Here is an 11,890-nt window from a genome sequence, read left to right as displayed (position 1 = left end):
AGTTCGTTCACCGTTTTTATCGTATGGCAACCATGATGATTTCCATCTGTTTTCTTGATTTTCTTATCTGCTGCGTAGAAGCTGAATTCGCCGTCTTTCATTGCTGCGCCTTTGAATTCGGTTCCGTTTTGGAACATGGAGATTTTAGCTACATCGCCAGAGTATGTTCCGGTGATATATTTGTCGCCACTTACTGTGAAATCATTCGCTGTTAGCGAACCGCTTTGTGCTTGTTGTTCAACCGTTATGGTTGTCGCGGGGCTAGCTTTACCTTGCGGTGATGTTGCTGTCACTTCTAGTTTTGCACCTGCTGCTTGTTTCGGAATGGTTATGGACCATGTGCCGTTCGGTGCCACAATTCCTGTTACACTGCCCCCACTTGGTAGCTTAATCGTGATTGTATCGCCTGCTGTTCCAGTTCCTGTGGCTTTTGTATCTGTGTCACTTACTGTGTTAGCCTGTGGTGCACTCGGTATACGATCATCTTGCACAATCGTTTTTACAACACCGCTTGTTTTACCATCTTTGGTTTGTTGTACAGATGCTTCTAGTCCTGCTGCCAATTTTGGTACAGCTATTTCATAGTTGCCATTCGTATCGACTGTTCCTGTATAGTTTTTACCATCGACATTCACTGTTACTGTTGCGCCTGCTACGCCTGTTCCTGTAATTTTTGTATCTTGATTGGAAACGCGATTCACAGTTGGGTTAGCTAAAATAGCTGCTTCCACTGTTACAACCGTTGTTGTACTAGTGTTTCCTGCAACATCCGTTATAGCTACAGATACTTGTTTACCTATTGCTTGCTTTGGAATCGTAATACTGAAATTACCATTTGCATCCGTTTCACCTATGATGGTTCCGCCAGAGGCAAGCGTGACTGTTACGACAGCATTTGCTTCACCTTTACCAGTGATTTTGGTAGAGGTATCGTTTAGGCCTTCTACTGTTGGAGCATTTGGTGCCGTCACATCGATAACGGTCTGTGTTACTTTTTCACTGAGGATATTATCTTGATCTTTAGCGATAGCGTCTACTGTTGCGCCTGCATTTGGTGTATCAATTGGAATACTGAATTCGCCAAAATCATCTACTAGACCTATATAAGTTAGGGTTACATCGCCATCTTTAATCTTGATAGTGATCGTGTTCCCTGGATCCCCTGTTCCTGTTGCTTTTGTAGATTTGTCTGTCACTGTATCTAATACTGGTGTGGATGGTGCATTTTTCACAACTACTGTGCTCGCACTAGATATTTGATCATTTTTCATGACTGTGGCTACAACTGTGCTGTTTGCTGCTTGCTTTGAAATTACAAAATTGTATTGTCCGTTTGCAGGTACAATTCCGACTGCAAGCATTGTCGCATCATTTTTGATGATGATAGCAGCTCCTGGTTCCCCTGTTCCAGATACGTTGGTTTGTTGTGTTGTGATAGCATTGATTGTTGTCTGGATGAGCGTTTCCTGTGTGACTACAGTGCTCGCTGATGATGTTTTTCCGTTTAATGTTACGGTTGCTGTCACGGTTGATCCGTAGGCTTGTTTTGGAATGGTAATCGCATAGGTTCCGTTCGCTGCTACTATCCCGCTCGCTACTTGAGTACTGCCGTTTTTGATGACTACAGTGGCGCCTGGTTCGCCTTTTCCGGATACGTTTGTGTGGTCTGATGTGAGGCTATTGATTGTTGTTGGAGCAATTGCGCCTTGTGCTACTACAGTGGTTGCTGCAGATGAAGCAACCGTTGCTGCAATGATAGACCCATAGGCTTGTTTTGGAATCGTAACACTATAGTCACCATTTGCATCCACTGTTCCTGTTTTGATTGTTGTTGTTCCATTTTTAATAGTAACGGTTTCACCTGGTTGCCCCTCACCTGTCGCTACAGTGCTATCTGTGGAAATTGCATTTATCGTTGTTTTTACTGCAGTTAAATCAACAATACTCACATTCGAAAACTTAAAAGTCCCACCCATATTTCGATTCAACAAATCCAAACATAATAGTTCCGCTGAGCTATCTGCTGTTGCTTCAAATGATACTTCGTTTGTGCCAGTAATGGTAAACCAGCCACCTGAATTGGGCTCTCCCAGTTTAGCGACTTCATCAGCGAACCGCAAAGCGAAGTGGTTTGAACTAGCTATGTCTGTAAGAGTAGCTGTTACACGGTATTTATGCCCTACTATCGTTGGTATCTGCTGAATGACATAGGGTGCAGTATTTTGCCCAGGAGATGATTGTGTAGTTATAGATAAAGAACCATCTTTACCTGGCGTAAAGGTAGTAGCGGCAGGTAAATTTGTTCCATACTGCCAGCCTGTCATCCCATTAAACTGTGGGTTGACTACTAAGTTGTTCAATACGGCTCTTGTCTCCCCCGTCAATTTCGTTTCTGCTTTCGTGCCAATGCTTGTTCCTTGCTCACTATTCTCCGCTGCAAAAGCCATTCCTGGCGCTGCTGTAATGAAGGTGCTTGCTAATACGTTCGCTGCCACAGTGGCAGTTACTATCATTTTTAATGCTTTCTTATTCTTCATTGTGTGTATAATCCCCTTTTAAAATTAATTTACTACTTATCAGATTTGTTACCTAAAAGCCTAAAAATCCTATTAATTAATGCTAATAGGATTAAACTCACACTCCTTTCTTAGCACCATTGTAATATATTTGGGGATTATATGATTCTAGATTTCTAGATTTCATCTATATATTCTGTGACTATTTTCCGCGAGAGCGGCAGCAGGAGATTGCTCATCGACACATACTGGGTGTTTATCAGGTCATGGATGCGATTACCACGCGTTTTCCGGAAATTCTTTTTGAAAGTTGTTCTGGTGGTGGCGGTCGTTTCGATCCAGGTATGCTCTATTACATGCCCCAAACCTGGACGAGCGACGATACAGATGCTGTGGAACGATTAAAAATTCAATAGGGTACGAGTCTCGTTTATCCGATAGTAACGATGGGATCGCATGTTTCTAGCGTGCCGAATCATCAAATTGGCCGTATTACTTCCCTTGAAATGCGCGGAAACGTGGCGATGTAGGGGAACCTTGGTTATGAACTCGACCTAACGACATTGACCGACGCTGAGCAAAAAATAGTGAAACGGCAAATTGCAACCTATAAAGAAATTCGTACATTGATCCAATTCGGTGATTTTTACCGCCTAAAAAGCCCTTTTGAAGGAAATGAAACGGCATGGATGTTCGTTGTTGTGACTAAATCGGAAGCTTATGTTTTCTATTTTCAGGTGTTAGCGACGCCGGCGAAACTGCTGAAATCTATCCGATTGACTGGATTGGACGAAGCGGCGGGTTACGAATTAATTGGAACAGAGCAAGTTTTCGACAGAGATGAACTAATGTACGCGGGAGTCAAGATTCCAACCGCACTCATTGGCGATTTCCAAACGGTCAGTTGGCAGTTTAAATTGAAAAATAGCAAAAATTACCCAAATGATATACTGAACTATGGTAGAATGAATCCTAGTAAATAAAAAAGGAGAGTTTTAAAATGGGATTTTCAGAAGCATTTAAGGCCTTTTGGGGAAATTATGTTAATTTCAGTGGAAGAGCAAGCCGTTCCGAGTATTGGTTTGCACAGTTAGCACTATGGATTATTTTCTTTGTATTTGGCATCTTTAGTTATGCAAGTGAGTTTATTTATTACGTGGATGGGCTTTTGGGGTTGATCGTCATTATTCCAATGTTGAGTCTTGCCATTCGCCGTTTGCACGATACAAACAAGCGTGGCTGGTTCATTTTATTGGGACTGATTCCACTCGTTGGTTGGATCATCATGCTCGTTTTTTACTGTACAGCAGGAGATCGTGGGCCCAACCGTTTTGGCGAAGATCCGTTAGCGAAATAACACAAAAAAGTTGAGTCTGTGGAAGCTCAACTTTTTTATTTTGTCGTAGAAGTCATGATTTTCTCATAATTCTCGATTTTATATTGTAATTCACTTTCCACACTCGTTAAACGCTCGAGTTGCTGCTGGATTAAAACTTGATGATTTTGCAATAATTCTAATCGTTGTCTTGTCGTATGCTCGCCTTCCAAAAATAATTCGGTATACTCGCGGATTTTGGCAATCGGCATTTGTGTTGCTTTCAGACGAATCACAAAACGGAGCCACTGAATGTGTTGCTCATCAAACGTTCGCTCACCATTCGCATTTCGCAGAGGCGTGATAATTTTTTCTTTTTCATAATAGCGTAATGTGTAGGTACTTAGCCCAACCAATTTTGCAGTTTCTCCAATCGAATACATCTTATTCCTCCTAAATATTTACTATACAGTCTATACTTGCGACTATATCATAAATACTGAGTTAGGGGAATGTATACGACAAAGGCAAGTTCTGCCACGATCGCGGAACTAGCCTTTTAGTCATTCAAATTTGCATTTGGTTAAGCCTCTCGATTGTGCGTCGGACAAGGTGACTTGTGTTTCCCCGTTGGAATTGTTAAGACCCCGGCAATTTTGATTGAAGTGATACCGTTTTCCAGTCGCGGTAATGTACACCATTTCGCCTTGATTATCGGCAGGTTGTTGTTCGGTTGCGGCTTGCCTGCGCTGTTCAGCTTCTTTTTGCGCTGCTGCCTCGCGTGCTTTTTGCGCAGCGGCTTGTTGGTCTGCTATACGCTTTGCCTCTGCTTTTCGATTTTCCTCGGCAATTCGCGCATTTTCCTCACGTTTCGCTTTCGCAGCTTCTGCAACAAGGCGTTCTTGCTCTTTCTTCTCGGCCTCGATACGCTTGGCTTCTGCGACTTGTTTTTCTTGTTCGATCTTGGCAAGTTTGGCTTTGTAAGCGGGATTAGCCTGGTATGTAATATTTTTCGTTTCGTTTTGGCTCTTCCAAGTGGTCGTCAGTGTTGCCGTCCCGTCATTCGGTACCTCTGTCAGCGCGAATGAAAAATTCCCTTTGGCATCGGATGTGGTCGTCTGATCTGGTTGCCCAGTTGCTACAAGCGTTAATTCCGCAGTAGGCTTTGTTTTTCCGGAAATGGTGACGGTTCCATTTTCGTCCGATTGAAAAGTACCCTCAGATTTAATACTAAGTTTTGGTGCTTTTTCTTGTGTAGCTGTAGGTTCTTCTTTCGTAAGCTCGTCATCACTTGCGCTACAGCCAGCCAGAATAATAGCAACCATTCCAATGGCTAAAAATAAGGGCATCCCTTTTTTGAAACTGGTCTTCTTCGCAAAAAACGTTAATATGCCAAGAAAAATGAAAATGAAAGCTAATTTTATCATTTTGTATCTACCTCCCTATATATGTAAGTATACAGGATCACATAATAAATGCAATATTTGGATGTTCTTCATGGTTCCATTCGATCTGCTGAAATAAGATAGGACGCAAAAATAGTAGGCAGGAAACGCCAAGCTTAGCGATGTTCTTGTCTACTATTTTTTGTTTTATCCTTTGACGACGCCGAGTGTTGTCAGTTTCTTGATGATTTCGACGAGATCGGTTTGGTTTTGCATGACTTCATCGATATTTTTATAGGCAAAACGGCTTTCTTCGGCGACATCTTGGAGGTTTTTCTTGCCGATACTGATATTATGCTCGTTCAGGTCTTGCAACACTTCCTCCATCGGAAAATTGCTTTTGGCGCGTGTTCTGGAGAAGTTTCGTCCGGCGCCGTGCGAGGAGGAGTGGAAACTTTCGGGGGTTCCAAGGCCGCGAACGAGATAGCTTGTTGCTCCCATCGCGCCGGGGATGATGCCGAGTTCGCCAGCTCGCGCACGCGTGGCGCCTTTGCGGTGAACCCAGACGTTTTCGCCATAATGATTTTCAAAGGAGGCGTAGTTGTGATGGCAATTGATTTTGTCGGTGAACTGCGGCGTACGTCCGAGTTTCTTGTTGCTGTGCTTGGTGAAGATGGCCATCGTGGCTTCAAGCATAGCTTCGCGGTTCTCATAAGCGTAGTCGAGTGCGAGATTCATCCATTCGATGTAGGCTTTTCCTTCTGGTGAATCGGTTGGCAAGAAGGCGAGCTTGTTTTGTTCGGGTGTGTCGCTATACCATTGCTTGTTCAATGTGACGGCGAGTTTTTGAAAATTTTGGCAAATTTGAGCGACGAGATGGCGACTTCCAGAATGGAGCATAATGCCGAGATAGCCGTTTTGGTCTTTTTGAAATTCGATGAAATGGTTGCCGCCGCCGAGTGTGCCGACCTGATAGTAGGCGTTTTCGAGTAGTTCCACTGCGTTGGATAGTAGTTCATAGTGGTCTTTTTGCGCTAGGGCCATGTCGATGACGGCGGAGTTCTGCGGCGCGCGGTGACGGGCTTTGCCAACGGGAACCGTGAAAAGTGTCTCGTTAACGATGCTTTGGATGAAGTTCTTGGTGAGTTCGCTTTCATGGATATCGGTTTGGACGTAACACATCCCGCATCCGATATCCATTCCAACGGCATACGGGACGATCGTGTTTTTGGTGGCGAGAACCCCGCCAATCGGCATGCCTGCGCCGAGATGGGTGTCAGGCATGAGTGCTAGCCATTTGAAGACGAACGGGAGGTTGGCGATCGCTTTTGCTTGATCGAAGCACCCGTCTTCTATTGCTGATTGGTCGGAAAGCCAGATTTTGATTGGTTTTGCTGTTTCGTTTTTTTCATAGTAAGTGAACATTGTCATTTCCTCGTTTCTAGTTTATGGTTTTAGTATAGAGGATTCGGATGGGTTTATCTTATAAAAAAAGGTGCGAACGGAGGACACGATGGCAAAGTCGTTTAATGAATTGGTGAAAAATTTTGCAGTGCTACGGAATTATGTGCGGGAATTTTATGTGTATGGATTTAAGCAACGGGAGGATTTTACGGAAAAAAGTGGACGAAGTTATGATAATGTGCGGCGGCGAGTGGAGAGTTATTTGCGGGAGTACGTGGATGTGGAGCAACAGGCGAGTGGCAGGGCGTTACGATTGTTCATCGATCCGAATGAGATTACGGAAAATCCGATGTTCGCGGTATGGCAGGCGAAGAGTTTTACGAAGAACGATATTTTTCTGCATTTTGTGTTGATGGATCTTTTTCAGGAAGGCGTGTCGTTGTCGGTGAATCAGGTGTTGGCGCGGATAGATGAGGAGTATTTCGTGCATTTTCAGGATGGGTTTCTGGTGGAAGCGCTCACGTTGCGAAAAAAATTGACGGAGTATGTGGAGCTGGGTGTGTTACGACGGGAAGCGTGTGGGCGTGCGGTTTATTTTTCGCGTGTGCCGTGTGTGGTGTTGGGGCATTATTTGTTGCAGCAGGAGACGATACGGGAATCGGTGTTTAGTTATAAGCATTATTTCGTGATGCATACGCTGGAGGAGCAGGTTTTCTTGGATTTGTTGCTGGCGATTCGGGAGGAGCGCTGGGTCGTGATGGCGCGATTTGGTCGGAAACGGGAATTGCGATTTTTGCCGATAAAATTGCTTACGAGTGCGCAGTCGGGACGGCAATATGTTGTTGGGAAATCGAAGCGGGGTCAGTTTTTTGCGTTTCATCGGTTGGATCAGATAGAACGTGTGGTATTGGCGGAGGTCGCGACGGATTTCGGGATGGAAAAGGAGCATTTTGATGAGGTGCGTAAATTCATGTGGAGCACGGGATTTGATCGGCGTGTGGTACATGAGTTGCGTGTGACGCTTGCGATTGATGAGATTCGCGAGGCGTATTTGTTGGAGCGGATTCGAATGGAAGGGCGGCATGGGACGCTGACACGTGTGACTCGGGAGCGGTTCGTGTTCGCCATTTCGACGTATGATTTGAATGGGATGAAGCCATTTTTGCGGACATTTGTGGGGCGGATTGTAGCTCTTGATTCGGGAGATTTGGCTTGGGAACGGCAATTTTACGCGGAGCTTGCGGACATGTATCGACTCTATTTTGAGGAGGGGACGACGGTTGGAGATATTTAATGAGATGTATGGTACGTATTATCGTGTGGTACTGGAAATCTTATCGCAAAAGCGTGGATTGACGAAGCAGGACTGTGCGGAGATTGTGCGGGAACTTGGATTTGATGAGAGTGGCTTGCATTTGTTGCCGCAGCTGACGGAGAATTGGCATCTGCTGGTGGAGAGGCCTGATGAGGCGGTGTATGATTCGATTTTGAAGCGGGGCTGGTTGCCAGTGCAAGGGTCTCTTTTGAAACGGTGGTTGAAGACGGTTTTGCGAGATCCGCGGATGGGTTTGTTTTTGACGGATGATGTGCTTGCGGAGTTGGAGCGGGAACTGGTGGACTATGATGTGCTGTTTGATGTGGATACGATTTGGTGTTTTGATGGGTTTTTGGGCGGGGATATGTATTGGGAGCCGGGGTATCGGACGCGGTTTGGTGTTGTATTGGATGCGCTTTATGGGAAGCGGGAGTTGGAATTAGTGTATCAGGCGCAGGAAGGTAGGGTGTTGACGGGGACGTTTTTGCCGGTGCGTTTGGAGTTTTCGCAGAAGAATGATAAGTTTCGCTTGCTTTGTTTTCGGAAGGCGGATTTAATGCCGTTTACACTGAATATGGCGAAGCTTGCGGAGGTGCGGATGGGTGCGCAGATCGAGGGTGAATTGCCGGAACATAAGGCGGAGATGGTGATTGTGAAGTGCCATGTGGTGGATCATCGGAATGCGGTGGACCGAGCGATGATTCATTTTGCGGATTATAAGAAGAAAGCGTTTCGGACGGCGCGCGCGAATGTGTTTGAAATCGAGATTTATTGTCCTCGTGGTGATTTGACGGAGCTCGTGATTCAGCTTTTGTCTTTCGGGCCGATGGTGCAGGTTTTGGAGCCGGTGAGCGTGGTTGCGGAGATGAAGCGGCGATTGGCACGGCAGTTAGAATTTTAAAACGTGAATGAGAAGGAATATACGTCGCTATCGGGCTTGTTTTTTGATACAATGAACGAAAGAATATACATAGAAATTGGAGGAATGGGATTATGGCTTTGAAAGATTTGCAGAATGGCTCGGATATTAGAGGAATTGCGATTGAAACAGACAAACACGATGTGACGTTGACGGATGAGTATGTGAGTGCGATTGCGATTGGTTTTGCTGCATGGTTACGGCATGTGAAAAAAGCTGGAGAACGAGTTTCTGTTGCGATTGGGCATGATAGTCGCTTGTCTGCTGGGCGGATCAAAGATGTGTTGACGGCAAGCTTGACGCGGTCAGGAATCGATGTGGTTGATGTTGGTTTGGCGACGACGCCGGCAATGTTTATGGCAACACAATATGATGGCTACACGTGTGATGCGGCGATTATGATTACGGCGAGCCATCTTCCTTATTTCTACAATGGCTTGAAATTGTTCACGCGTGACGGTGGCGCGGAGCACGAGGATATTGATTATATTGTGGAAAATGCGGACGCGGTTGTCGTGGCTAAAACGGCGGGAACGGTGACGCAAAAACCGTTATTGCAAAAATATGCAGCGGACTTGGTGGATAAAATTCGCGCAGGAATTCAAGATGCGACGGATTTTGAGAACCCGCTTGCGGGAAGCCACATTGTGGTCGATGCGGGGAACGGTGCTGGCGGTTTTTTTGCGACGGAAGTGTTGGCAAAACTAGGCGCGGATGTAACGGGAAGCCAATTTTTAGAGCCTGATGGACGTTTCCCAAATCATATTCCGAATCCTGATAATAATGAGGCAATGGCGAGCTTGAAGGAAGCGGTATTGGCGAATAAGGCTGATTTGGGCGTTATTTTTGATACGGATGTGGATCGGGCGGCGATTGTGGATCGTGATGGTGAAAGCTTGAACCGGAACCCGCTGATTGCAGTGATTTCGGCGATTGTTCTAGAGGAGTATCCTGGGACGACGATTGTAACGGATTCGACTACTTCGACGCATCTGGAGAAATTTATCGCGGATCTTGGTGGGAAACAACACCGATTTAAGCGCGGCTATCGAAATGTGATCAATGAGGCGATTCGTTTGAACGACACGGGGACTCCGAGTGAACTTGCCATTGAGGTTAGTGGTCATGCGGCTTTGAAAGAGAATTATTTTCTAGATGATGGGGCGTATTTAATCGCTAAAATCTTGATGCGTTATGCGAAATTGCGCAAAGAAGGGAAGGATTTGGCTGATTTGACGCGGGATTTGAAAGTTCCGGCGGACAATGACGAGATTCGTTTATCGATTTTGGCAAGTAATTTTAAGGCGTATGGGTTGGCGGCTTTGGAAGATTTCAAAGGGTTTGTGGCTAAAACGGATGGCTTGGAATTGGAGCCTGTAAACCAAGAGGGCGTAAGGATTAACACGAGTGGTGCGTTCGGAAATGGTTGGTTCTTGTTACGTATGAGTTTACATGAGCCGGTTATGCCAGTAAACTTAGAGAGTGATGAAGTAGGCGGTGTAGAAAAAATCAAAGCGGTATTAGAGGAATTCTTCGTGGGCTACGCAGAGATCGATAGCGCCAGCCTAAAAAAATAAGCCAGTAGAAGGAATGAGAAGCATGATTGATATACATTGTCACATCTTGAATAATTTGGATGATGGACCAAAAACAGAAACGGCGAGTCTGGCCATGGCGCAACAAGCAATTGCAGAGGGTTTCACGGATATCATTGCAACGCCACATCATTTGAAAGGCGATTATTTTAATCTGCGACCTTCTGTAGCGGAGCATGTAGCTGAGTTGAACGAGGCAATTAAGGATAACGGAATGGAACTGCAAGTGCACGTTGGACAAGAAGTGCGTTTACATGGCGAAATTATTGAAGGCTTGAAAAATGGGGATTTGGCGTCTCTTGCGGGAAGCCGTTATGTGTTGATTGAGTTTCCGACGCAGAGCATTCCAGTGTTTACAGAGCAATTATTTTATGATTTGCAGATGGCGGGATATGTGCCGGTGATTGCGCATCCAGAGCGGAATTTTGAGATTATGGAAAATCCGGAGCGGTTGTATGAATTTGTGTCGCACGGTGCTTTGGCGCAACTTACTTGGTCGAGTTTGGACGGGAAGTTCGGGAAAAAGTCGAAGAAATCGAGTGAGATTTTGCTTGAAAATCAGCTGGTACATTTTTTGGCGACGGATGCGCATGATACGGTTCGCAGACCGCTTTTGCATAAGGAAATTGAGCAGCGATTGGTGAAAAAAATTGGATCGCGATACGTTGAGTATTTAAAAGGCAATGGAGCAAATGTACTGCAGAATGAGATAATTCTTGCGGAAGATTATACGGCGCCTTCGAGTAAGCGGTTTTTCTTGTTTTAACAGCTCATAAAATCAAAAGTGGCATGAACAGCGCTAAATAATGTTCATGCCACTTTTGAATATTTTTTCTTATTTTTGAGGTAGTCTATTCAGATGGGGTTTCATTTTAGGAGGAATGTGAGATATGGTGTTAGAAAATGTTAAGGCGTATTGGGAAGCTTATGCCGTAGCTAACGGGTTAGACCGCAATGTTCCGCCAGCATGGATGTTTGGCGATGGTTCCCAAGAGATGGGAGACAGGCTAGGAAGTCTTGTTGTGCAAGGGATTAAGACGGGTACTTGTGCGGCGCATTGTGTTTTTGAATTAGAAAATGAGCCGATTCCGGAGGTAGATACATATGAGATCGTGCTGGATGGTAGCAATGAGCCATTAGCGATTATTAAGTATACCAAGATCGAGCTGGTGAAAATGAACGAAGTCACACACGATTTCGCGAGATCAGAAGGTGAAGGCGATTTGAGCCATGAATACTGGTATACGGGGCATAAAAAGTTTTTCACATGGGAACTTGGTCAGTATGGCCGCGCTTTTACGGACGATTTATTACTGGTCTGTCAAACATTTGAAGTGATGGATATTTACCGAGAGCGGGGAAGTCTGTGAAGCATCTCAAAAAAACAAATGACATCCCTTTCTTACATCGCCAAATCATGGTATAATCAAACGAAACGTAT

10 protein-coding genes and 1 pseudogene are annotated in these 11,890 nt (G+C 45.1%); 7 read left to right on the top strand and 4 right to left on the bottom strand.

Features of this window, described 5'->3' with window-relative positions:
* Positions 1–2,537, bottom strand: a 2,537-nt coding sequence (locus PGRAN_RS10695) for an Ig-like domain-containing protein (RefSeq protein WP_036067059.1), incomplete at its 3' end; no start/stop codon positions are given.
* A 188-nt stretch (positions 2,538–2,725) separates the two neighbouring features.
* On the opposite strand from PGRAN_RS10695, the pseudogene PGRAN_RS16345 reads away from it, so the two are divergent.
* A pseudogene (locus PGRAN_RS16345) lies at positions 2,726–3,499 on the top strand (alpha-galactosidase); the annotation flags it as partial.
* A 17-nt stretch (positions 3,500–3,516) separates the two neighbouring features.
* Complete coding sequence (locus PGRAN_RS10685) at positions 3,517–3,873, top strand: DUF805 domain-containing protein (RefSeq protein ID WP_036067056.1); 357 nt, start codon at positions 3,517–3,519, stop codon at positions 3,871–3,873.
* A gap of 35 nt (positions 3,874–3,908) precedes the next feature.
* Here PGRAN_RS10685 and PGRAN_RS10680 read toward each other — a convergent pair whose 3' ends face one another.
* From PGRAN_RS10680 to PGRAN_RS10670, 3 genes are all read right to left on the bottom strand, one after another.
* Entirely contained in the window at positions 3,909–4,274 is a 366-nt protein-coding gene (locus PGRAN_RS10680; protein WP_036067055.1) for a MerR family transcriptional regulator, read from the bottom strand.
* A gap of 120 nt (positions 4,275–4,394) precedes the next feature.
* Positions 4,395–5,258 (bottom strand): flotillin family protein, encoded by an 864-nt coding sequence (locus tag PGRAN_RS10675; protein WP_036067054.1) that lies wholly within the window; start codon positions 5,256–5,258, stop codon positions 4,395–4,397.
* Positions 5,259–5,423: 165 nt separating this feature from the next.
* Complete coding sequence (locus PGRAN_RS10670) at positions 5,424–6,641, bottom strand: RtcB family protein (RefSeq protein ID WP_036067053.1); 1,218 nt, start codon at positions 6,639–6,641, stop codon at positions 5,424–5,426.
* 88 nt (positions 6,642–6,729) lie between these two features.
* Between PGRAN_RS10670 and PGRAN_RS10665 the strand changes: the two genes are divergently transcribed.
* From PGRAN_RS10665 to PGRAN_RS10645, 5 genes are all read left to right on the top strand, one after another.
* Entirely contained in the window at positions 6,730–7,914 is a 1,185-nt protein-coding gene (locus PGRAN_RS10665; RefSeq protein WP_036067051.1) for a WYL domain-containing protein, read from the top strand.
* Complete coding sequence (locus PGRAN_RS10660; RefSeq protein WP_036067050.1) at positions 7,901–8,836, top strand: WCX domain-containing protein; 936 nt, start codon at positions 7,901–7,903, stop codon at positions 8,834–8,836. Before PGRAN_RS10665 ends, PGRAN_RS10660 begins: the two co-directional genes overlap by 14 nt.
* A gap of 92 nt (positions 8,837–8,928) precedes the next feature.
* On the top strand, positions 8,929–10,431 hold the full coding sequence (locus PGRAN_RS10655) for a phosphohexomutase domain-containing protein (protein ID WP_036067048.1): 1,503 nt from the start codon (positions 8,929–8,931) through the stop codon (positions 10,429–10,431).
* Between the two features lie 22 nt (positions 10,432–10,453).
* Positions 10,454–11,215, top strand: a complete 762-nt coding sequence (locus PGRAN_RS10650; protein WP_036067046.1) for a tyrosine-protein phosphatase — start codon at positions 10,454–10,456, stop codon at positions 11,213–11,215.
* Between the two features lie 124 nt (positions 11,216–11,339).
* Positions 11,340–11,819 (top strand): ASCH domain-containing protein, encoded by a 480-nt coding sequence (locus tag PGRAN_RS10645; RefSeq protein ID WP_036067044.1) that lies wholly within the window; start codon positions 11,340–11,342, stop codon positions 11,817–11,819.
* Positions 11,820–11,890: the final 71 nt, after the last annotated feature.

The organism is Listeria grandensis FSL F6-0971, assembly GCF_000525835.1.
GTDB classification, from domain to species: Bacteria; Bacillota; Bacilli; order Lactobacillales; family Listeriaceae; genus Listeria_A; species Listeria_A grandensis.
Note: the sequence above shows the minus strand (reverse complement) of the source record. Positions and strands in the feature narration are given on the sequence as shown.